Origin of the sequence: Mycolicibacterium sp. MU0050 (genome assembly GCF_963378085.1) — a bacterium.
Lineage (GTDB): Bacteria > Actinomycetota > Actinomycetes > Mycobacteriales > Mycobacteriaceae > Mycobacterium > Mycobacterium wendilense.
This window is the reverse complement of record NZ_OY726395.1, coordinates 2,359,148-2,380,066: the sequence shown is the minus strand read 5'-3', so window position 1 is coordinate 2,380,066 and position 20,919 is coordinate 2,359,148. Positions and strand designations below refer to the sequence as shown.

At 70.9% G+C, this 20,919-nt stretch carries 19 protein-coding genes and 1 pseudogene; 8 read left to right on the top strand and 12 right to left on the bottom strand.

Translation table 11 applies throughout. From position 1 onward, the window contains the following. The first annotated feature begins 18 nt into the window (after positions 1 to 18). Complete coding sequence (locus R2K23_RS11115; protein ID WP_316516665.1) at positions 19 to 408, top strand: nitroreductase family deazaflavin-dependent oxidoreductase; 390 nt, start codon at positions 19 to 21, stop codon at positions 406 to 408. Positions 409 to 484: 76 nt separating this feature from the next. Next, positions 485 to 622 (top strand): annotated as a pseudogene (locus R2K23_RS11110) (NAD(P)/FAD-dependent oxidoreductase); the annotation flags it as partial. On the opposite strand, the gene R2K23_RS11105 reads toward R2K23_RS11110, so the two are convergent. The 3 genes from R2K23_RS11105 to R2K23_RS11095 form a co-directional block, all read right to left on the bottom strand. Next, entirely contained in the window at positions 582 to 2,426 is a 1,845-nt protein-coding gene (locus R2K23_RS11105; protein ID WP_316516664.1) for an NAD-dependent epimerase/dehydratase family protein, read from the bottom strand. The pseudogene R2K23_RS11110 and the gene R2K23_RS11105 sit on opposite strands and share 41 nt — an antisense overlap. 87 nt (positions 2,427 to 2,513) lie before the next feature. Next, positions 2,514 to 4,001 (bottom strand): acetyl-CoA acetyltransferase, encoded by a 1,488-nt coding sequence (locus tag R2K23_RS11100; RefSeq protein WP_316516663.1) that lies wholly within the window; start codon positions 3,999 to 4,001, stop codon positions 2,514 to 2,516. 64 nt (positions 4,002 to 4,065) lie between these two features. After that, on the bottom strand, positions 4,066 to 6,420 hold the full coding sequence (locus R2K23_RS11095) for a CaiB/BaiF CoA transferase family protein (RefSeq protein ID WP_316516662.1): 2,355 nt from the start codon (positions 6,418 to 6,420) through the stop codon (positions 4,066 to 4,068). Positions 6,421 to 6,570: 150 nt separating this feature from the next. On the opposite strand from R2K23_RS11095, the gene R2K23_RS11090 reads away from it, so the two are divergent. From R2K23_RS11090 to R2K23_RS11080, 3 genes are all read left to right on the top strand, one after another. After that, positions 6,571 to 9,039: a phosphoketolase family protein gene (locus R2K23_RS11090; RefSeq protein ID WP_316516661.1), complete on the top strand. Its 2,469-nt coding sequence runs from the start codon at positions 6,571 to 6,573 to the stop codon at positions 9,037 to 9,039. Positions 9,040 to 9,099: 60 nt separating this feature from the next. Further along, positions 9,100 to 9,867, top strand: a complete 768-nt coding sequence (locus tag R2K23_RS11085) for a CPBP family intramembrane glutamic endopeptidase (RefSeq protein WP_316516659.1) — start codon at positions 9,100 to 9,102, stop codon at positions 9,865 to 9,867. Between the two features lie 97 nt (positions 9,868 to 9,964). Further along, positions 9,965 to 10,957 carry an Acg family FMN-binding oxidoreductase gene (locus R2K23_RS11080; protein ID WP_316516657.1) on the top strand — a complete coding sequence of 331 codons (993 nt, stop codon included), beginning with the start codon at positions 9,965 to 9,967 and terminating at the stop codon, positions 10,955 to 10,957. Positions 10,958 to 10,982: 25 nt separating this feature from the next. Here the strand turns inward: R2K23_RS11080 and R2K23_RS11075 are convergent, their stop codons facing one another. Next, the gene (locus R2K23_RS11075) at positions 10,983 to 11,303 is read right to left on the bottom strand and encodes a GlsB/YeaQ/YmgE family stress response membrane protein (RefSeq protein ID WP_316516655.1); all 321 of its coding nucleotides are present in this window, start codon (positions 11,301 to 11,303) and stop codon (positions 10,983 to 10,985) included. Between the two features lie 157 nt (positions 11,304 to 11,460). Then, positions 11,461 to 12,549 carry an APA family fibronectin-binding glycoprotein gene (locus R2K23_RS11070; protein ID WP_316516653.1) on the bottom strand — a complete coding sequence of 363 codons (1,089 nt, stop codon included), beginning with the start codon at positions 12,547 to 12,549 and terminating at the stop codon, positions 11,461 to 11,463. A gap of 345 nt (positions 12,550 to 12,894) precedes the next feature. Between R2K23_RS11070 and R2K23_RS11065 the strand changes: the two genes are divergently transcribed. From R2K23_RS11065 to R2K23_RS11055, 3 genes are all read left to right on the top strand, one after another. Beyond that, the gene (locus R2K23_RS11065) at positions 12,895 to 13,572 is read left to right on the top strand and encodes an SDR family oxidoreductase (RefSeq protein WP_316517210.1); all 678 of its coding nucleotides are present in this window, start codon (positions 12,895 to 12,897) and stop codon (positions 13,570 to 13,572) included. A 52-nt stretch (positions 13,573 to 13,624) separates the two neighbouring features. After that, complete coding sequence (locus tag R2K23_RS11060; protein ID WP_316516651.1) at positions 13,625 to 14,542, top strand: LLM class F420-dependent oxidoreductase; 918 nt, start codon at positions 13,625 to 13,627, stop codon at positions 14,540 to 14,542. A gap of 113 nt (positions 14,543 to 14,655) precedes the next feature. Then, a complete protein-coding gene (locus tag R2K23_RS11055) occupies positions 14,656 to 16,026 on the top strand; it encodes an NAD(P)/FAD-dependent oxidoreductase (RefSeq protein ID WP_316516649.1) in 1,371 nt (456 codons plus the stop codon). Here the strand turns inward: R2K23_RS11055 and R2K23_RS11050 are convergent. From R2K23_RS11050 to R2K23_RS11020, 7 genes are all read right to left on the bottom strand, one after another. Beyond that, positions 16,023 to 16,679, bottom strand: a complete 657-nt coding sequence (locus R2K23_RS11050; protein WP_316516648.1) for an urease accessory protein UreD — start codon at positions 16,677 to 16,679, stop codon at positions 16,023 to 16,025. The two genes, R2K23_RS11055 and R2K23_RS11050, sit on opposite strands and share 4 nt — an antisense overlap. Then, positions 16,679 to 17,362, bottom strand: a complete 684-nt coding sequence (gene ureG, locus R2K23_RS11045; protein ID WP_316516647.1) for an urease accessory protein UreG — start codon at positions 17,360 to 17,362, stop codon at positions 16,679 to 16,681. Before ureG ends, R2K23_RS11050 begins: the two co-directional genes overlap by 1 nt. Positions 17,363 to 17,387: 25 nt before the next feature. Continuing rightward, positions 17,388 to 18,023: an urease accessory protein UreF gene (locus R2K23_RS11040; protein WP_316516646.1), complete on the bottom strand. Its 636-nt coding sequence runs from the start codon at positions 18,021 to 18,023 to the stop codon at positions 17,388 to 17,390. A 2-nt stretch (positions 18,024 to 18,025) separates the two neighbouring features. Continuing rightward, complete coding sequence (locus R2K23_RS11035) at positions 18,026 to 19,759, bottom strand: urease subunit alpha (protein ID WP_316516645.1); 1,734 nt, start codon at positions 19,757 to 19,759, stop codon at positions 18,026 to 18,028. Next, on the bottom strand, positions 19,756 to 20,070 hold the full coding sequence (locus R2K23_RS11030) for an urease subunit beta (protein WP_316517208.1): 315 nt from the start codon (positions 20,068 to 20,070) through the stop codon (positions 19,756 to 19,758). The genes R2K23_RS11035 and R2K23_RS11030 overlap by 4 nt, the downstream gene beginning before the upstream one ends. Positions 20,071 to 20,078: 8 nt before the next feature. Further along, positions 20,079 to 20,381, bottom strand: a complete 303-nt coding sequence (locus tag R2K23_RS11025) for an urease subunit gamma (protein ID WP_316516643.1) — start codon at positions 20,379 to 20,381, stop codon at positions 20,079 to 20,081. A gap of 67 nt (positions 20,382 to 20,448) precedes the next feature. Continuing rightward, positions 20,449 to 20,859 carry a PaaI family thioesterase gene (locus R2K23_RS11020; RefSeq protein ID WP_316516642.1) on the bottom strand — a complete coding sequence of 137 codons (411 nt, stop codon included), beginning with the start codon at positions 20,857 to 20,859 and terminating at the stop codon, positions 20,449 to 20,451. Positions 20,860 to 20,919 lie beyond the last annotated feature (60 nt).

The window sequence follows — 20,919 nt, the reverse complement described above, 5'->3', positions numbered from 1 at the left end:
GAGGAACGGACAACACCCATGCTGGACTTGACCGATCTCAAGCGCCGCGTCGTGCATCCGATTCAGCGTTACCTCGTCAACCCCGTCGGCCGCATGTCGCCGACCACCATGATCGAGACCACCGGGCGCAAATCCGGGCAGCCCCGCCGCACCGCGGTCGGTGGACGGCTGATCGGCGATCAGTTCTGGCTGGTCTCCGAGCACGGCGAGCACTCCGACTACGTGCGCAACATCAAGGCGAATCCGGCGGTGCGGGTGCGCCAGGGCGGTCGCTGGCGGTCCGGCACCGCCGTGCTGCTGCCCGACGACGACCCGATCGCCCGGCTGCGCGAACTGCCCGGGATGAACAGCGCCATGGTGCGCGCCATGGGCAGCAACCTGCTGACCATCCGCGTCGACCTCGACTGAGGGCGCTCGACTACCCCACCTCCGCCGGAAGCTCCCGGCAGCGGACCCGCGGCGTCCCGGCTGCCCTACGAACGGCCGCGAGTTCACCGCCTTCTGGCTCGACGATCAGGACCGGGTGCGGGCCGGGATGAACGTCAACATCTGGGAGGGCCTCGACGACATCAAGGAGATGATCAGGTCCCGAAGGCCGCTCGATCCCGCCACATTGAGCTGACCCGGCGCAGCGCCACCGCGGCCGGCTCCAACATCCGGTTCGGCTCGCCGGCCACGCTGGCCGGCGCGGGCGCGGCATCGGGCAGCGGCGACCACCAACCGTCGATGACGTCCGGCATGTTCAGCGCCTGCAACCGTTCCCGCTCGGCGCGCCGGCGCGCGACGCGCAACCGGGCATCGGCGGGGGGTGTGACCGCCTCGGCCAGCGTCAGATAGAAGACGTCGTCGGCCGACGCCAGCATGCGGCGCGCCGCCAGCCGACTCCCCTTCTCGCACAACGCCCCTCGGAGTTCATTCGTGAAGAACACCGCCGCGCCCCAGGCGACCCCGCGCGAGGCCCCGACCGCCTCGGCCATCCGGAACGACCGGGACGCCCGCACCGAGGGCACCACCTTCGCCACAGCGACCTCGGCGACCAACGGGTTGGCCAGTTCGAGGGTCGCGGTGCCGTCCGCCCACTGCCGCGCAGCGGTGATCTCCGCCGTCGCCGGCGGGCCCGGACGTCCCGCGCCCGCCAGCAGACCCTCGACCGCCGCACCGACGCCCGCCAAGGCCCAGCCGTGCTGAATCTGGTCCCGCAGCAACAGCATCCGGGTGTCGAGCACCGCGTCGGACTCCCCGGCCCATCGCGGGTGCTGTCCGCACTGCGCCGCGTACGCAGCACACCAGCGGTGATGGTCCCGGGCCACGGCGACCGCGCGGGGCAGCAGCGCGGCCCGCTGCCCGGTGCGCCCGATGGCCGCCGCGACCTCCTCGCTGACCGTGCGACCGGTGAACAACCGGTGGCCGAAGACCGCGGTGCCGCGGCGCTGCCATTCCTCGGCCAGGTCGCCACGCAACCCGAGTATCTCGCCGGTGGCGCGCTGCGCGGCGCGCAGCGCGCCGAACTGGACGTCGAGTGACATCGGGGTCAGCGGCCCCGGCAGCGCATCGGTGCTGCCGCGGGTGTCGAACACGGCGAACCGCGGATCGATGACGTCGTCGAACTCCCCCGCCGCGGCGGACGCGGCGTGCCCGCCGATCCCGGCCCGCGCCCGCGCGAGGGGCTCCGCGTGCCCCCACCGATCACCGGCCGGCAATCGCCCGGCGTCGAACCACGCGTCCGCCGCCGTCCACCCGCAGGTGAACTCCCAATCACGTTGCAGGGCAGCAACATCCATCGCAGGGGCGACGAGCGTCCAGGCGGGCGCGCGGCGGACCTTTACCCGCCCCAGCCACCGTCGGGCCGAGGAGGCCGGCAGCGGCGCGGGGGCCGCGAGGTCCACCGTGCCCGTTCGGTGCGAGCCGACGGAACGCACCAGGAACCGGCACAGGTCGTCGATGTGCAGAACCGGGATCGGCGTGGCGCAGCGCGCACCGCGCACGGTGGCGACCGTGCGGGACACCGCCCAGTCGGGGCGGCGGCCGAGCAGGGCCGCGCACCGGATCACCAGGCTCGGTGCCCAACTCGAGGACACCAGTTCCTCGGCGCGGCCGTACAGCAACGGGTCGCCGGCAGCCTGGGACACGAACAGCAGCCGGGCCCCGGCCCGCGCCGTCGCGTCAGCGACGCGCAGCAGTCCGATCAACCCCTCGCTGTGCTCGCCCCCGGGCTCCACCGGTGCCAGATGGATCACCGCGTCGGCGCCGGCCACCACGTCGCGCAGCGCCGGTGAGTCCAGCGGCATACAGGTCAGATCGACGCCGGGATCGAGACACGGATGGGGTTGCTGCGCCACGCCGGTCACGCGGTGCCCGGCGCCGGACAACTGCGTCGCCGCGGCACGCCCCAGCGCACTGGTCGCGCCAGTGATCACGATCTTCATCGTCCCCGACCCCCATCGGTACGTGAAAGACGATAGGCCCCGGCGGCGCGCGGCGGAGCGGTTTCCGCCCAACCCCGCCGCCGTGGGCTACAGCAGGGCGGCCTTGCCGTCCGCGCGCACCTCGACCTTTGCCCCGGCCGGGTCGGCGGCGTTGCTGTCGACCAGTGCGGCGGCCGCAGCGGCGTCGTCGACGAGCGCCAGCACCCGGCCGTCGTCGGGGGTGCGAACGGCGATGAAGGCGTTCACCGCGGCGCCGTCCCGGTCGAACGGCACGGTCCAGGTTTCCAGCGTGCCGACACCGGTCCAGTCCACCAGCGAGCGCCGCGTCGGCTCGGCGTCGACCGTGTCCTGCACGTCCTCCCAGCGGAAGCCGCCGCTGGGCGGTTCGGTGCTGTAGACGCCGAACGCGTGCTTGGTCAGGTAGCCGCCGTTGGCGGTGATCAGGCCGCGGGTGCCCGGGGCGGCCACCAGCTTCTCGGCCATCGTGGCGATGGAGTGGGTGACGTAGTTGTTCCACGGACCACCGGCGAAGGTCAGGCCGCCGGTGACGGTCAGCGGCCGGGCCGGGTCGTCGATGGGCACGCCGATCTCCGCGGCGGCCACCTGCACCGCCGACGGGAAGCAGGAATAGATGTCGATCAGGTCGATGTCGTCGATGCCCAGGCCGGCCAGCTCCAGGGCCCGCGCGGCGCCGACTCGGATGGCCGGGGACCGGTGGTAGTCGAGCCGCTCGGCGATCGAGTAGGTGTCGTGGGCGTCGGTGCCCGCCCACGGGAACACCCAGCGTTCCCGCGGGATCTGCAGCGCGGTCGCCTTCTCGACCGAGGTGAGGATGAGCACCGCGCCCTGGTCGACCATGTTGTTCGAGTTCAGCAGCTTGGTGTAGGGCCAGCTGATCATCCGGTTGTCGGGGCCGGGCTCGACGATCTGTTCGGCCGTCCACGCCTTGTTGCTCCAGGCGTGCGGATTGTGTTGGGCGACTTCGTTGAACCGCGCCCACAGCGCACCCATCTTGCGGCGGTGCTCGTCCTGGGTCTCGCCGGCGGCCACGCGCAGCGCCTCCTCGAACCAGGGGTAGACGTGCGAGGGCAGGGCCAGGCCGATCCGGTCCTGGGCCGGGCTGCTCATCTCGACCGCGTCCTCCGCGCCCGGCGGAACCGGCACCGAGTCGTCCTGCTTGGACCAGTCCGGGCGTACCCCGGCGGCCTTCAGGCGCTTGCGACTGCGCCAGGTCTCGGCCCCGGCGACGAGCACCACCTCGGCCGTTCCGCCGATGATGTCCAGGCAGGCCTGATTGACCAGCGACTGCGGCACGTTGCCGCCGACCCCGGTGTAGCGGGTGGCGGGGTTGTCCGCGCCGATCAATTCACCGAGCAGCAGGCCGGGATCCCGGTACCGCCACGACAGCAGGTTGACCACCCGGATGGCGTCGACGGCGGCGAGCACCTGCGGATCCGCCGCCTCGCGCGCCGCGGCCGCCATCAGCGCCACCGGCTCCTGCGGGTCGGCGGTGCCGTCGAGTTGGTTGACCTGGCCGTATCCGACGAGGACCGGCGTTCTGGGATCCAGAGACATGCGAGAAGACCTTTCAGCGGTGGGGTTTGGCGCCGTGCCGCGGCGCCGGTGTCGGGGCGTGGGATCAGGATCCTGTCGGGACCCTCTCGGCGGCGCTGAACAACACGCCGTCGGCGATCAACTGATCGACCCGCTCGTCGTCCAACTCGAGGACGTCGCGGCAGACTTCACGGGTGTGCTGACCGGGCATCGGCGCCGGCTCCTGCAGGGCCTTGCCGATGCGACGGAACGGCGCCGGCCCGGCTTCGGCGGGCAGGGGTTGCTCGATCAGCGGATGGCGCATCTCCTGGTAGGTCCCGCGCGCGCACACCTGGGGGTCGGTGAGCACCTCGGGGCGCCGATTCATCGGCGCGGCAGGCACTCCCGCGGCCTGCAGCGCCTCGGCCGCCTCGGTGGGGGTCCGGCCGCGCGTCCAGTCCGCCCAGCCGGCGGGGTCGCCGATCGCGGCGATGGCGGCGCGGCGGTCGGCCTCGTCACGCAGCGAGATCACCACCCACTCGTCGTCGCCCTGGCAGGGGTACACGCCGTCGGCGGCGGCACCGATCTCGACGGCGGCGGGGTTTTCCTGCAGGGCGCGCTGCCGGACGAACAGCGTGTCGAGCTGGTTGATGCCGGCCTCGGCCTGCGAGACGTGGATGTGGGTGCCGGCCCCGGTGGCGGCCCGGTGGATCAGCGCGGCCAGCGCGCCGATCGCGGTGATCCGTCCCACCACGTGGTCGGGGAAGACCGTGGTGGCGTCGTAGAACGGGTGGCGGCCCGGCTCGGCGGCGCCGTCCGGCGCGGTCCACAGGCTGGTCACGCCGGTGCTCGCGCGCACCAGCGGGCCGTAGCCCATCCGGGCGCTCCACGGCCCGGTATCGCCGAAGGCGCTGCTCTCCGCGAGCACGACGGCGGGGTTGATCTTCTGCAGCCGTTCGTAGGTGAAGCCGAGTCCGGCAAGGGTTCCGGGCTTGAAGTTGGCGAACACCGCGTCGGAGCGGGCCACCAGTTGCTCGAAGACCTCCGCGCCGCCCGGGGTGCGCAACTCCAGCCCCAGGCCGACGTTGTTGCGGTGGGTCCACGCGAACGACTCGCTGAGCACCTGACCGGGCCGGCCCTGCCGCAGCCCGTCCGGGAACTTGGCGCTCTCGACCTTGATGACCTCGGCGCCCAGATCGCCGAACAGCCGGCTCAACTCGCCGCCGGCGACGATGATGCCCAGGTCGACGATGCGCAGTCCCGAGAACGGCAGGCCGTCACGCTGGTCACCGCGGTCCTCGATGCGCAGTTCACGCGCCGGGCGCTGCGGCCACTCGTCGGGTCCGGCGCCGATCGCCGGGGCGGGGCTGCGGAACCCGAGGCGGGCACCATCGGCGGTGTAGTAGCCGACCGGGACCCGTGCGCCGGCGCCGGGCACCAGTTCGGTTTCGGTGAACGCGCCGACGGCGGCGAAGTGCTCCGAGTCACCGACATCGGAGGGGTCGAGCACCGCGGCCACCGGAACGCCGTAAGCCTGTGCGGCATCGGCGATCTCGGTCATGGTCATGGTGGCGAACTTCTCGATCAGCAGCGCGCCGATCTCTTTCCAGGCCAGGAACCGCTCGATGATCGTGTCGTACTTGGGGTCCTGGAACTGCTCGGGCTCCCCCAGCCAGGCCCGCAGCCCGTGCCATTGCCGCGGCGCCAGGACCACCATGCGCACATAACCGTCGGCGCACGGCAGGATCGGGTACGCGTCCTGATTGCGCGGACGGCCCCGCCACTTCTCGGCTCCGCCGGCGGCCGCGGCCTGCCCGTGCGAACCGAACGGCGGGTCGAGCGCCAGCAGGACCGCCTCGAACCGGGCGAAGTCGATGTAGTCGCCGCGGCCGGTGCGCAACCGGTGGTAGTAGGCGACCAACGTGGCCCAGGTGGCCTGCACGGCCGCGGTGGCCGAGGCGATACCGTCCGGCGGCAGCACCGGGGTGCCCGTCGCCGGCCCGGACCGCGACAGGGCCGAGGACAGCGCGTACAGCACCGCGTCGGTGGCCTGCCAGTGCGCCCGCGGGCCCGCCGCGCCGAAGTCGGTCACCGACAGCGCGACCAGATGGTCGAACCGGTCGGCGAGCTCGGCGCAGGAGGTGCCGTATGCGGCGGCCTGTCCCGGGATGCCCGAATCGATGACGATGTCGGCCTCGCCGGCCAACCGCAGCAATCGGTCCCGGTCCCCGTCGGCGGCGGGGTCCAGGACGACACTGCCCTTGTTCGCGTTGTGGACGGCGAAGGCGATGCCGGTGCCCGCCAGCCGCGGCGCGGTGTGACGCGCCGGACTCCCGCCGGGCGGTTCGACCTTGATCACATCGGCCCCGAGGTCGGCCAGTATGCGGCCCACGGCATCGCCCGCGCCGCAGGCCAGGTCCAGGACTCGCAGCCCCGCCAACAGAGAATTGTCGCCCGACATCGCACCTCAACTTTCGCTGTGGCAGCAACGATATCCGCAGCGACCCGCTCCCAACCAACCGGTGGGCCGCTGGTGTGTTGCGGGTGAACATCCGGCGATTCCGGACCGCCGAGGTGTAGTTCGCGGTGAGATGGGGGAATGCCGGCGGACATGACTGCCTGGACCACCGCGGAGAGCACCGAGCCCGACGAGACGACCCTCGACCGGATCGACGGGTGGTGGCGCGCGGCGAACTACCTGTCGGTGGGTCAGATCTACCTGCTGCGCAATCCCCTGCTGCGCACCCCGTTGACCGCCGAGGACGTCAAGCCGCGCCTGCTGGGCCACTGGGGCACCACACCGGGGCTGAACTTCCTCTACGCCCACCTCAACCGCGTGATCAGGCAACGCGGCCAGCCCGCCATGTACGTCACCGGCCCCGGCCACGGCGGACCCGGCCTGGTGGCCAACTCCTACCTGGACGGCACCTATTCGGAGCTCTACCCCGACGTCTCCCAGGACGAGGAGGGGCTGCGCCGGCTGTTCCGGCAGTTCTCCTTCCCCGGCGGCATCCCGTCGCATGTGGCACCGGAGGTACCGGGCTCCATCCACGAGGGCGGCGAACTCGGCTACGCGCTGTCGCACGCCTACGGCGCGGCCTTCGACAACCCCGACCTGTTGGTCGCGACCGTCATCGGCGACGGCGAGGCCGAGACCGGGGCGTTGGCCACCAGCTGGCATTCCAACAAGCTGGCCAACCCGCGCACCGACGGCGTGGTGCTGCCCATCCTGCACCTCAACGGCTACAAGATCGCCAATCCGACTGTGCTGGCGCGCATTCCGGAGGAGGAACTGCGCAGCCTGATGATCGGCTACGGCCACCGCCCGTATTTCTTCGAGGTACCCGACGACCCGCAGGACCCCGCGGCGGCACCCGCCGAGGCGCACCGCCGCTTCGCCGCGCTGCTCGACGAGGTTCTCGACGAGATCGCCGCGATCAAGGCCCGCGCCGCCGCCGGCGACGAGGACCGGCCGCGCTGGCCGATGATCGTGTTCCGGACGCCCAAGGGCTGGACCGGCCCGGCGCAGATCGACGGCAAGAAGACCACCGGCTCCTGGCGGGCCCACCAGGTGCCGCTGTCGAACGCCAAGGACACCCCGGAACACCTTGCGGTGCTGGCCGACTGGCTGGCCTCCTACCGGCCCCACGAACTGTTCGACGCCGAGGGCCGGCTGCAGGCCGACATCGCCGAGCTGGCGCCGCCGGGCCGGCTACGGATGAGCGACAACCCGCACGCCAACGGGGGCCTGCTCCTCAAAGACCTGCGGCTGCCCGACTTCCGGCGCTTCGGCGTCGACGTACCCGCGCCGGGTGGCACGGTCGCCGAGGCCACCAAGGTCCTCGGCCAGTGGCTGGCCGACGTGGTGCGGTCGAATCCGGACAACTTCCGCATCTTCGGTCCCGACGAGACCGCGTCGAACCGGCTGCAGGCCGTGTACGAGGCCACCGACAAGCAGTGGAACGCCGAGTTCGACTCCCCCGAGGTCGACGACCACCTCGCCCGGGTGGGCCGGGTGGTCGAGATGCTCTCGGAGAACCAGTGTCAGGGCTGGCTGGAGGGCTACCTGCTGACCGGCCGACACGGGATGTTCAACTGCTACGAGGCGTTCATCCACATCATCGACTCGATGTTCAACCAGCACGCCAAGTGGCTCAAGGTCACCAACCACATCCCGTGGCGCCGGCCGATCGCCAGCCTGAACTACCTGTTGTCCAGTCATGTCTGGCGCCAAGACCACAACGGCTTCTCCCACCAGGACCCCGGCTTCATCGACCACGTGGTGAACAAGAGTGCCGACGTGGTGCGGGTCTACCTGCCGCCGGACGCCAACACCTTGCTGTCCACCTATGACCACTGCCTGCGCTCGCGGCAGTACGTCAACGTGGTGGTCTCCGGCAAGCAGCCCGCGCCCAACTTCCTGACCATGGAGCAGGCCGTGGCGCACTGCACCCGCGGCGTGGGCATCTGGGACTGGGCCGGCAGCGAGGAACTCGGCACCGATCCCGACGTCGTCCTCGCGGCCGCCGGCGACGTCCCGACCCTGGAGGCGCTGGCGGCGGCCGACCTGCTGCGCACCCGGTTGCCGGGGCTGCGGGTGCGCTTCGTCAACGTCGTCGACCTGATGCGGCTGCAGGACAGCACCGAGCACCCGCACGGCCTACCGGCCCGCGAGTTCGACCAGATCTTCACCCGCGACAAGCCGATCATCTTCGCCTATCACGGCTACCCGTGGCTGATCCACCGCCTGACCTACCGCCGGACCGGCCACCCGAACCTGCACGTCCGGGGTTACAAGGAGGAAGGCACCACCACCACCCCGTTCGACATGGTCATGCTCAACGACCTGGACCGCTACCACCTGGTGATGGACGTCATCGACCGGGTCCCGTCGCTGCAGTCCACCTGCGCCACCCTGCGTCAGGAGATGTCCGACAAGCGGATCGCGGCGCGCGAATACACCCGCGCGCACGGCGACGACATCCCGGAGGTGCGCGACTGGGTGTGGCCCGACGCCCGCCGGCTCGGCACGGTCGCCGGCGCCGCGGCGGGTTCGGCGACCGGCGGCGACAACGAATAGCGCGCACGGCGACTGACCAGGATCTCCGTCGACGGCAGGTACGCTGATCCGGTTATGTCCATGCCAAGCGCGGTAGCCGTGCCGACGGATGCGCCGCATCCGTTGCTCGTCCAGTTGACGGCCCTGAACCGGTTCCGGACCTATGTCGACATCGCGATCGTCATCGTGGTGCTCGCGTTGACCAACCTGATCGCCCACTTCACCACCCCGTGGGCGAACATCGCCACGGTGCCGGCCGCGGCCATCGGCCTGGTGATCCTGGTGCGCTCGCGCGGGCTGGGGTGGGCCGAATTGGGGCTGGGCCGGGAACACTGGAAGTCCGGCGCCGGCTACGCGCTGGCCGCCGTGCTGGTGGTCGGGACGGTCATCGCGATCGGGGTGGCGTTGCCGATGACCCGGCCGCTGTTCCTGAACAACAACTACGCCACCCTCTCGGGTGCCCTGATCGCCTCGATGGTGATCATCCCGCTGCAGACCGTCATCCCCGAGGAGCTCGCCTTCCGCGGCGTCCTGCAGGGCGCCCTGACCCGGGCGTGGGGGTTCCGCGGGGTCGCGGCGGCCGGCTCGTTGCTCTTCGGCCTGTGGCACATCGCCACGTCGATGGGCCTGACCGCCAGCAACGTGGGCTTCACCCGGCTGTTCGGCGGTGGGGTGCTCGGCGTGGTGATCGGGGTGGTCGGCGCGGTCCTGGTGACGGCGGCGGCGGGTTTCGTCTTCACCTGGTTGCGCAACCGCAGCGGCAGCATCATCGCGCCGATCGCGCTGCACTGGTCCCTCAACGGGATGGGCGCCCTGGCGGCCGCCCTGGTCTGGCACAGCACTTTCTGACCCGACCCGGACCTTCTCGGGGCGAAGGGACCAATGTCCCGCGATCGGGGACCATCGCGCGGTGGCGGGCCGCTCCCGGCGGTGCCAGGCTGAAGCCATGGAAAACCAGCTCCCGGACCAGGCCACCGTCCTGGCTGCGCTCGCGTTGGCCATCCGGGCGCCTTCGATCCACAACACCCAGCCGTGGGCCTGGCGGATCGGTGACGGCACGGTGCACCTCTATGCCGATCCCGAACGTCATCTGCCGCACACGGACCCGGCCCGGCGCGACCTGATCCTCAGCTGCGGGGCCGCCCTGCAGCACTTCACAGTCGCGCTCGCGGCGCTCGGCTGGCAGACGCACGTGCACCGGCTGCCCAACCCGGACGAACCCGATCATCTGGCGAGCGTGGAGATCTGTGGGCCGGGCGGCAGTCAGCAGGACATCGCGCTGGCGGCGGCCATCCCGCGCCGGCGCACCGATCGCCGGGTGTACGGCTCGTGGCCGGTGCCGGCCGGTGATGTTGCGCTGATGGCGTCGCGCGCGGCGCGCAGCGGCGTCATGCTGCGCCGGGTCGAGTCGCCGGCGCGATTGGCCGCGATCGTCGTCGACGCGGTGCACGAGCACGCCCGCGACGTCGACTACGTCGCGGAGCTGTCGATGTGGAGCGGACGCTACGGCGCGTTGGCCGGCGTCCCCGCGCGCAACACGCCGACGACGGCGCCGCACGCGCCGGTGCCGGGGCGAGTGTTCGCCTCGCCCGCGCTGGCCCAACCGGCCGGAGCGGCACCGGATCTGGACGCCGGGGTGGTGCTGGCACTGGGGACGGCCGGCGACGACCCGGTATCGATCCTGCGGGCCGGCGAGGCCACCGCCCTGGTGTTGCTGACCGCGACGGCACTGGGCCTGTCGAGTTGTCCGATCACCGAGCCGTTGGAACTGCCCACCACCCGGGATCTGGTGCGCAACACCGTGTTGGATCGCGACTGCGTGCCACAGATGCTGCTGCGCGTCGGTTGGGCACCCCTGAACGCCGACCCGCTGCCGGCGACGCCCCGTCGGCCGCTCACCGAGGTGGTGCGGCGGCTCGACGGGGCGCCGATCGACTGACGCCGCGGTTAGCTGTGCCGCACCGCTAGGCCTTGCGGACCTTGCCGAGTACCCAGAGCAGGATCACCGCGCCCAGGATCGCGGTGAACAGCGTGAACCACCAACCGCCGCTGGCGGTGTCGAGGAAGAAGCTGAGCAGGAAGCCGCCGATGAGCGCCCCGACGACGCCGACCACGATGTTCATCAGGATGCCCGAACCGCTGCCCTTGACGATCTTGCCCGCGATCCAGCCGGCGATCGCTCCGATGATGATGTAGCCGATCCAACCCACGCTCGTCAGCGTCGTCGAGCGGGCCAGGATGTCGACGGCTCCCGAGGCCAGGTTGGTAACGAGTGCTGTGTCCATCAGGGTTCTCCCTCGTTGTCATCTGAAGATCCTGCGGAAGCGGGATCTTTGCTCAGATATACCTGGCCCGGGTAACGAATGGGTCGGCATTGGGGCACCAAAGCCGAAACCCCGACCCTGCCGGTGGCGGGATCGGGGTTTCGGTCGTGCCGTGCCGTCAGGCCGGCGGCATCATCTCGGGCACCGGGGTCTCCACCGGGACCGGGACGCCGACCTCGCTACGCCCCGGCACGGGGGCGGGCGCGTTCGGGTCCGCGGGCGGCGGCGGTGCATTCGGATCCGCAGGCGGCGCCGGTGCGTTGGGGTCGGCCGGCGCTGCGGCCGGGGCCGCCGGCGGGGTCCACGGCCGGATCGAATTGGCCAAGGCCGTGGCGGCTTCGGCGTCGACCGGGTCGTTGGAGGTCCCCAGCCAGACGACGAACCAGCGCTCGTTGCGCTGACCGCGAGGCGCGTTGGGCGCCGCATCGCCGACCACGCCGGCCCAGATCTGACCGTTGGGCTTGCTGGTGTCGGTGAACTTCACCTCGTACGACGACGCGGAGCCGAGCATGCCGCCGGCGTCCAGCGGGGTGGTCTGCTGGTTGAGCCGGGTGCCGGCGAACGGCATGAAGAACTCGCCCATGTCGGACGCCAACCGCACGGCGGCCTTCTCGTTGTCCGGCTCGGCGCCGGCGAACAGCTTCAGGTCCAGCCGGCCCAGCAGGATGCTGGTGTCGGTGGCCGGCGGCGGCGTCTCGCCCGGGGCGACCGGCGGGGCCTCCTTGGTCAGCAGCGCCTGCCCGTAGTTGAGCCGGCTTGCATCACCGACGACCCAGCCCTGCGGCACGACGTAACTGAACCCGCCGGCGGCGTTCTCCACCCGGCCGGGCTCGGGGGCCGCTGGCGCATCGGGGTCCGCGGCCGGCGCGTTCGGATCCGCCGGGGGTGCCGGCGGCGCGTTCGGGTCCGCCGGGGGTGCCGGCGGCGCGTTCGGGTCCGCCGGGGGTGCCGGCGGCACGTTCGGATCCGCCGGCGGTGGCGGCGGCACGTTCGGATCCGCCGGCGGTGGCGGCGGCGCGTTCGGGTCCGCCGGCGGTGCAGCGGGCGCCTCGGTTCCCGGCGCCGGAGGCGGCGGCGGGACCGGGTCGGCGTTGGCCAGGGCACCCGGCAGCATCAGCGTGACGGCGCCCAGGCCGGAGGCCGCGGCAACCGCCAGCGACGCCCGCAAACCCTTACGCGGCTTCGAATTGAGGTCCGGCTCACTCATGGCGACGAACCTACCGTGTTACGGCCGTGACGCAAGTGCGACTTGCTTACTATTCGTCGCTCTTTTTCGCGATGGCGCACCCCGCGCGGTCCCGGTCCGCGCCCCGATTCGTGCGCTCTCGGCCCAGCGTGGGAGACCTGGAGAACCCCAGCTCGCGCCGGGGTTGCCCGGATTGTGTCTTGTTCGTGCCCGCGTCGAGTTTCCCCACCTAGCTACTGTCCAGTAACATAGCTGGCGGTCGACGCCGTCACGCGCGGTAATCCCAGGCACCGGTCGCCCGGTGTGCCACGATCGACTAGCGGATGGCGCTGCTGGGGTTCAACGGTGAACACGACAGGAGAGGTCATGGCGATGGAGGTGCTGGTTACCGGCGGAGATACCGAGCTGGGTCGCGCAGTCGCCGAAGAGTTCCGCGACGCCGGCCACAACGTGGTCATCTCCGGCGCCCGCCGCGACGAGTTGGAGATCGCAGCCAAGGAGCTCGAGGTCAACTCCATCGTCTGCGACCCGACCGACCCGGCCAGCCTGGCCGAGGCCCGCACGTCGTTCCCGCATCATCTCGACACCATCGTCAACATCCCCGCGCCCCGGCACACGACCGGCGACCCGCGCACCTTCACCGCCGGCGAACACGCCGCGGCCTGGCACCACGCGCTGGATGCCACCGTGCTGGCCCCGGTGCTGACGCTGCAGACCATCGGCGACCACCTGCGCTCCGGCGGTGCGATCGTCAACGTCGTCCCGGAATCCCCCCGTGAGGGCAGCGCCGCCTCCGCCGTCAAGGCCGCGCTGGCCGACTGGACCGCCGGGCAGGCCGTTCAATGGGGCACCCGCGGCATCACCGTCAACGTCGTCGCGACCGGACGCGGCGCCGAACCGGGCTACGAGGGCCTGTCGACGGTCTCCCCCTCGGTGGCCGGCGAGATCGCGCGGCTGGCCCTGTTCCTGACGTCGTCCTCGGCGCGGCACGTCACCGGGCAGACCCTGCACGTCAGCAGCGGCGTTCCGGCGCACTTCGGCTGACCGGGGCCGCTTTCACCCGGAAAGCCCGCCGCGGCCTGAGTAGGGTCGAAGCGTGACGATCAAACTCGGCTACCAGATCCCGAAGTTCTCCGACGACGCCGGCGTCGAACAGCTGTTCCCGAAGGTCATTGCGCAGGCCCGTGAGGCCGACGAGGCGGGCTTCGACGCCGTGTTCCTGATGGACCACTTCTACCAGCTGCCCATGCTCGGCTCGCCGGATCAACCGATGCTCGAGGCGTACACGGCGCTGGGCGCGCTGGCCACCGCGACCGAGACTGTCCAGCTGGGCACCCTGGTCACCGGCAACACCTATCGCAACCCGACGCTGCTCGCCAAGGCCATCACCACGCTCGACGTGATCAGCGCCGGCCGCGCGGTGCTGGGCATCGGCACCGGGTGGTTCGAACTCGAACACGAGCAGCTCGGATTCGAGTTCGGCACCTTCACCGAGCGTTTCGACAAACTCGGGGAGGCCCTGCAGATCATCCTGCCGATGCTGGCCGGCGAGCGCCCCACCGTCGACGGCAAGTACTACAAGACCGTCGAGGCGCTGGCCAACCCCCGGTATCGCGACCACATTCCGCTGATGATCGGCGGCAGCGGCGAGAAGAAGACCATCCCCTTGGCGGCCAAGCACTTCGACCACCTCAACATCATCGCGTCATTCGACGAGCTGGCCCACAAGATCGACGTGGTGCGCCGGCGGTGCGAGGAGATCGATCGGGACCCGGCGACGCTGGAAACCAGTGCGCTGGTCACGGTGATCGTCGACGAGAAGGGCACTCCCGACTCGTTGCCCGAGGCCATCCGGGGCAACACCGCCATCGGCAGCCCGGGGGCCATCGCCGAGCAGATCAAGACGAAGGTCCTCGACGCCGGCGTCGACGGCGTCATCTTCAACCTGCCGTTCTACACCCCCGGTGTCGTCGCCGACGTCGGTCAGGCACTCAAACAGGTGCTGGCGGGCTGACCCCGCATGGTCACGCGCGAGCCCAAATATCCTTGACGCCGGAGTTCCGGCGTCAAGGGAGACGACTACGGTGAAGGGGTAGTACCGATGTGTCCCTTGTCGAGGAGCCAATTGTGAGCCATCCCGGAGCAACGCCCTCCGATCGGCATAAGGTCGTCATCATCGGATCAGGTTTCGGTGGTTTGACCGCCGCCAAGAAGCTCAAGCGCGCCGATGTCGACGTCAAGCTGATCGCCAAGACCACCCATCACCTGTTCCAGCCGTTGCTGTATCAGGTGGCCACGGGCATCATCTCGGAAGGCGAGATCGCCCCGCCGACCCGCCTCATCCTGCGCAAGCAGCGCAACGCGCAGGTGTTGCTCGGCGAGGTCACCCACATCGACCTGGAGCACCAGACCGTCGACTCAGTGCTGCTGGGCCACACCTATCGCACGCCCTACGACTCGCTGATCGTGGCCGCCGGCGCGGGCCAGTCCTACTTTGGCAACGATCATTTCGCCGAGTGGGCCCCGGGGATGAAGACCATCGACGACGCGCTGGAACTGCGGGGCCGCATCCTGGGCGCCTTCGAGCAAGCCGAACGGTCCAGTGACCCGGTCCGCCGCTCGAAGCTGCTGACCTTCGTGGTGGTCGGCGGCGGCCCGACCGGGGTCGAGATGGCCGGGCAGATCGCCGAACTGGCCGACGACACACTGCGCGGCGCGTTCCGGCACATCGACCCGACCGAGGCGCACGTGATCCTCGTCGAGGGCGCCGGCCAACTGCTGCCGCCGATGGGGCCGAAGTTGGGCAAGAAGGCCCAGAACCGCCTCGAGAAGATGGGCGTCGAGGTACAGCTCAACGCGATGGTGACCGACGTCGACCGCAACGGCCTGGTGGTCAAGTACCAGGACGGCTCGACCAAGCGCATCGAAGCCGCCTGCAAGGTGTGGTCCGCCGGGGTCTCGGCGAGCCCGCTGGGCCGGGACCTGGCCAAGCAGTCCGGGGTCGAACTCGACCGCGCCGGCCGGGTGAAAGTGTTGCCGGACCTGAGCATTCCGGGTCACCCGAACGTTTTCGTCGTCGGCGACATGATGGCCGTCGACGGGGTGCCGGGTCAGGCGCAGGGTGCGATCCAGGGTGGCAAGTACGCCGCGAACATCATCAAGGCCGAACTCGGCGGGGCCGACCCGGCCACCCGCGAACCGTTCAGCTACTTCGACAAGGGGTCGATGGCCACGGTGTCGAAGCACTCGGCGGTGGCCAAGATCGGCAAGCTGGAATTCGGCGGCTACATCGCGTGGCTGGCGTGGTTGTTCCTGCACCTGATCTACCTGGTGGGGTTCAAGACCAAAATCGCGACCCTGCTGTCCTGGGCCACCACCTTCCTGGCCCGGCAGCGCGGTCAGCTGACCATCACCGAGCAGCAGGCCTTCGCACGCACCCGCCTCGAACAGCTCGAGGAGATCGCGGCCGCCGTCGAAGGCGAAAAGGCAGCCAGCTAACCGGATTTCGGAGGCGGGGCCGGCAGCACGTCCCCCTGCCAGGTGGTCAGCGCTCCCCCACCGGCGAGTTCCAGCACGGTACCGCCGTCGATCAGATGGCGGGGCCCGACCGGATAGCTCAGCTCGCTGATCGCCGCCCGCGGGGCGGCCAGCACGTCGTCGCCCACGGTGCCCGCGCCGAGCTCCACCCGGTGGCGCAGCAGCGGGCGGCCCGCGGCGTCGGCGCGCACCGTCGAGCTCCACAGGCCGTGGCGCTCTGCGGATCTGCCGATCTGGACGCGTTCGCGCACCCGCAGACAACCGGTGTCGCCGACGCAGGCCGCGAGCGTCGCGTGGTGCTCGGCGGAGCCGGCCACCACCGTCGGTTCCAGATCCACGTCGAGATCGCCGCCGGCCTCCAGCACCATCTCCGCATGCGACACCGGTGTCGCCGGACCGGGCAGCGCGATGGCCGCCGCGACACTGCGCAGTCGCAGTAGCGCGCCGGGTTCGACGACGACCCGCACCGTGATCCGGTCCCCGCCCAGCGGCGTGGCGGCCGACGAGACCAGGTGCACGGTGTGCGCGCCGGTGCGGCGCCCGACCAGGCCACCGCAAGACTCTATGTGCGGCAGTCGATCCCGCTGGGCGACCACCAGGATCCGGGAATCCATCAGGGCGCGGGCACCGGATTGCTCAACTGCTCGCGTACCCAGCCCAGCACCTGGGTGGCCGCCGGATCCTCGGTCAGGCTGATCAACACGGTCGGTCGGCCCTGACGGACCGCGCCGGCGTCGCGACGCATCACCTCGAGGTCGGCGCCCACCAGCGGCGCCAGGTCGGTCTTGTTGACCACCAACAGATCCGAGAAGGTCACGCCGGGCCCGCCCTTGCGGGGCACCTTGTCGCCGCCGGCCACGTCGACGACGAAGATCTGGACGTCCACCAGCCCGGCGGAGAACGTGGCGGTCAGATTGTCACCGCCCGACTCGACCAGGATCAGATCGAGGTGCCGGTGCGCGGCGATCAGGTCCTCGATGGCATCGAGGTTCGCGGTGATGTCGTCACGGATGGCGGTGTGCGGACACCCGCCGGTCTGCACGGCCGCAATCCGGTCGTCGGGCAACACCGCGTGCCGGCGCAGGAAGTCGGCGTCCTCGGTGGTGTAGATGTCGTTGGTCAGCACGGCCACCGAGAGTTGGTCGCGCAACTGCCGGCACAGCGCGGCGACCAACGCCGTCTTTCCCGAACCCACGGGCCCGCCGACACCCACCCGGAGCGGCTCGCCCGGGCGGCGGACCCGCCGCGGGCGCTCGCGGTGGACGTGCGGTTTACCGTCGAGCAGGTGTGGTGGCATGGGATTCCTTACTGGGGGCGGAGATTCACGAGGCGAACAGCGGCCGGTCCCGCCGCGCGTGGCGCTGCGCCAACACGTCCAGGAGCGGGTCGGAGAGGTCGGCCAGGCCGGCGGTGGCCTCCTCGGCGGTCTGCTCGCACAGTTCGGCCAATTCGAAGGTGAGCGCCGCGACGTCGGCGGGGTCCAGCGCGAGCAGGCGCTGCGCGGCCGTGGCCGACCCCGTCATGGTGGTGTAGGTCAGCGCCAACGCGGTGTGCAGTGGGCGCAGATCCGTGCTGCGCCCGACGATTCCGGACACCACCGCCAGATGGGGCTCGCGGCCCAGCGCCGACCACGGCTGTACCGGCCAGACCCGGCGGGCCAGCCGCAGCAGGCCCCGGCCCTGGCTGCGGGAGGCCGCGCGGGCGGCCGGGGCCGGGGTACGGGCGTCGGTTTCGGCGTCGGCCGCGGCGGTGTCCAGCGCGCCGGTCTGGGTCGCCACCGCCAGCGAGGCCGTGACCAGGCCGTGGGTTCGGATCCGGCGGCGCAGGAAGGCGGCCAGCGTGGCGAGGTCGGCCACCAGGCCGCTGGCGATCGCCTCCTCGATGCCCCCGGAGTGCACATGCCCTCCCGTCGGCAGCCGGGAATCGGCGAGGGTCAGCAGCGTGGTGAGTTGGGTCATGGCTAGAACAGGAAGTACCGCTGCGCCATGGGCAACTCGGCGGCCGGCTGCTCCTGCCAGACCTCGCCGTCGATCCGCACGGTGAAGGTGTCCGGTTCCACCTCGATGCGCGGCATCGCGTCGTTGTTGGGCAGATCGGCCTTGCCGACACGGCGGACATCCTTGACGGCGACCAGCCGACGCCGGACGTCGATGCGATCGGCCAGTCCGGCGTCGATCGCCTGCGGCGCAACGAAATGCAGCGAGGTCGCCGCCGCCGCCGCGGGGGCGGCACCGAACATCGGCCGGGGCAGCACCGGTTGCGGCGTGGGGATCGACGCGTTGGCGTCCCCCATCGCGGCCCAGGCGATCATGCCGCCCTTGAGCACCGCGTGCGGCCGCACCCCGAAGAACGCGGGCTCCCAGAGCACCAGGTCGGCGAGCTTGCCCACCTCCACCGACCCGATGTGTTCGTCGAGCCCGTGGGCGACGGCCGGACAGATAGTGTACTTGGCGACGTACCGGCGGGCGCGGTGGTTGTCGTTGCCGGCGGCGCCGGACGGATCCCCGGGCAGCGCGCCGCGGCGCCGCTTCATCACGTGCGCGGTCTGCCAGGTCCGCAGCACCACCTCGCCGATGCGGCCCATCGCCTGGGCGTCGCTGCCGATCATCGAGATCGCGCCCAGGTCGTGCAGCAGATCCTCGGCGGCGATGGTCGAGGGCCGGATCCGGCTCTCCGCGAACGCCAGATCCTCGGCCACGCTGGGCTTGAGGTGGTGGCACACCATCAGCATGTCGAGGTGTTCGTCGAGGGTGTTGACGGTGTGCGGCCGGGTGGGGTTGGTCGAACTCGGCAGCACATACGGTTCCGCGGCCACCGTGATGATGTCCGGGGCATGTCCGCCGCCGGCACCCTCGGTGTGGTACGCGTGGATCGATCGGCCCTTGATGGCCGCCAGCGTGTCCTCGACGAAGCCCATCTCGTTGAGGGTGTCGGTGTGGATGGCCGCCTGGACTCCCGCCGCGTCGCAGACCGACAGGCACGCGTCGATGGCCGCCGGGGTGGTTCCCCAGTCCTCGTGCAGCTTGAATCCGGCCGCACCGCCGCGCAATTGCTCCCACATGGCCTCGGCACTGACGGTGTTGCCCTTGCCCAGCAGCACGACGTTGCACGGCCAGGAGTCCAGCGACTCCAGCATGCGGGCCAGATGCCAGGCGCCCGGCGTGACCGTGGTGGCCTTGCTGCCCTCGGCGGGTCCGGTGCCGCCGCCGATGAGCGTGGTGATGCCGCCGCCGAGGGCCTCGTCCATGATCTGCGGACAGATGAGGTGCACGTGGCAGTCGATGGCCCCCGCGGTGAGGATGCGGCCGTTACCGGCGATGATCTCGGTCGACGGGCCGACCACCAGGTCGGGATGGACCCCGGACATGATGTCGGGGTTGCCGGCCTTGCCGATGGCGACGATCCGGCCCGCCCGGATGCCGATGTCGGCCTTGATGATTCCCCAGTGATCCAGGATCACCGCGCCGGTGATCACGGTGTCGGGGGCGCCGTCGGCCCGGGTGGCCCGGCCCTGCCCCATCGACTCGCGCAGCACCTTGCCGCCGCCGAAGACGGCTTCGTCGCCGGCCAGCCCGGGGCCGCCGCTGCGGTCCTCGGTGATCTCGATCAGCAGGTCGGTGTCGGCCAGCCGGATGCGGTCACCGACCGTGGGGCCGAACAGGTCGGCATAACGCTGCCGGGACAGTGCGGTCATCGGTCGGCCAGCCTTCCTGGTGGGTCGAGGCTCAGGCCGTGCACCTCGCGCGTGCCGCGCAGCGCCACGAGCGGCACCCGCCGCGCCACTCCTGGCTCGAAGCGCACCGCGGTGCCCGCGGCGATGTCGAAGCGGTAACCGCGGGCCGCCGCCCGGTCGAACGACAGCGCCGAATTGGCCTGCGGCAGATGCACATGGCTGCCGACCTGCACGGGCCGGTCACCGGTGTTGACAATCTCCAGTTCGATGCGTTGGGCACCCGCGTTGATCTCGATGTCGCCCACCCCCAGCAGGATCTGCCCGGGCAGTATGCGGTCGCTCACGCGATCGGGTGGTGCACGGTCACCAACTTGGTGCCGTCCGGGAAGGTGGCCTCCACCTGCACGTCGTGCAGCATCTCCGGGATGCCCTCCATCACGTCGTCGCGGGTGAGCACCGCGGCGCCGCTGACCATCAACTCCGCGACCGTGCGGCCGTCGCGGGCACCCTCGAGGAGATGGTCGGTGATGATCGCCACCGCCTCCGGATGATTGAGCTTGCAGCCGCGGGCCTGCCGGCGCCGCGCGAGTTCGGCGGCGTACGACAGCAGTAGGCGGTCCGTCTCATGCGGTGTCAGGCGCATAAGCAGCGATCCTGCCACGGCGACGTCCATCCGGCAGCACTCGCGGCGCCGGGGACGCCAATTGCGCTCAGGCGTCGAGGTTCTGCAGCCGCACCTGACCGCGCGCGACCACCCGATCCTTCTCGTCGCGGATGGTCACGATCCACAGCTGCTGACGCCGCCCGCGGTGCAGCGGCTCGGACTCAGCGTACACCGTGCCCGCCGAGATCGCCCGCAGGAAGTCGGTGTTGTTGTTGACGCCGACGACGTTGCCGCCGCCGTGTTCGGCCAACCAGACGAACGCCGAGGTGCTCGCGACGGACTCCACGATCGCGCAGTACACCCCGCCGTGCACGATGCCCATGGGCTGCAGCAGGGTCGGCTTGACCTCGAGTTGCGCGGTGATGCCGTCGGGCGTGACGTCGGTGAAGACCAGGCCCAGTTCGTTGTCGAAGGGCGCCCCGAATCCGTCCGGGAACCCCGCGGGTGTTTGTTGCACTGTTCTTGTCTACACCAGCGCGGCCGGGAAATGCGGCGAGCCCCGTGCCAATGGCACGGG

Bases quoted from the DNA above. Each gene is read 5' to 3' on its own strand.
- R2K23_RS11115 (WP_316516665.1), top strand. From the start codon at position 19: ATGCTGGACTTGACCGATCTCAAGCGCCGCGTCGTGCATCCGATTCAG.
- R2K23_RS11105 (WP_316516664.1), bottom strand. From the start codon at position 2,426: ATGAAGATCGTGATCACTGGCGCGACCAGTGCGCTGGGGCGTGCCGCG.
- R2K23_RS11100 (WP_316516663.1), bottom strand. From the start codon at position 4,001: ATGTCTCTGGATCCCAGAACGCCGGTCCTCGTCGGATACGGCCAGGTC.
- R2K23_RS11095 (WP_316516662.1), bottom strand. From the start codon at position 6,420: ATGTCGGGCGACAATTCTCTGTTGGCGGGGCTGCGAGTCCTGGACCTG.
- R2K23_RS11090 (WP_316516661.1), top strand. From the start codon at position 6,571: ATGACTGCCTGGACCACCGCGGAGAGCACCGAGCCCGACGAGACGACC.
- R2K23_RS11085 (WP_316516659.1), top strand. From the start codon at position 9,100: ATGCCAAGCGCGGTAGCCGTGCCGACGGATGCGCCGCATCCGTTGCTC.
- R2K23_RS11080 (WP_316516657.1), top strand. From the start codon at position 9,965: ATGGAAAACCAGCTCCCGGACCAGGCCACCGTCCTGGCTGCGCTCGCG.
- R2K23_RS11075 (WP_316516655.1), bottom strand. From the start codon at position 11,303: ATGGACACAGCACTCGTTACCAACCTGGCCTCGGGAGCCGTCGACATC.
- R2K23_RS11070 (WP_316516653.1), bottom strand. From the start codon at position 12,549: ATGAGTGAGCCGGACCTCAATTCGAAGCCGCGTAAGGGTTTGCGGGCG.
- R2K23_RS11065 (WP_316517210.1), top strand. From the start codon at position 12,895: ATGGCGATGGAGGTGCTGGTTACCGGCGGAGATACCGAGCTGGGTCGC.
- R2K23_RS11050 (WP_316516648.1), bottom strand. From the start codon at position 16,679: ATGGATTCCCGGATCCTGGTGGTCGCCCAGCGGGATCGACTGCCGCAC.
- ureG (WP_316516647.1), bottom strand. From the start codon at position 17,362: ATGCCACCACACCTGCTCGACGGTAAACCGCACGTCCACCGCGAGCGC.
- R2K23_RS11040 (WP_316516646.1), bottom strand. From the start codon at position 18,023: ATGACCCAACTCACCACGCTGCTGACCCTCGCCGATTCCCGGCTGCCG.
- R2K23_RS11035 (WP_316516645.1), bottom strand. From the start codon at position 19,759: ATGACCGCACTGTCCCGGCAGCGTTATGCCGACCTGTTCGGCCCCACG.
- R2K23_RS11025 (WP_316516643.1), bottom strand. From the start codon at position 20,381: ATGCGCCTGACACCGCATGAGACGGACCGCCTACTGCTGTCGTACGCC.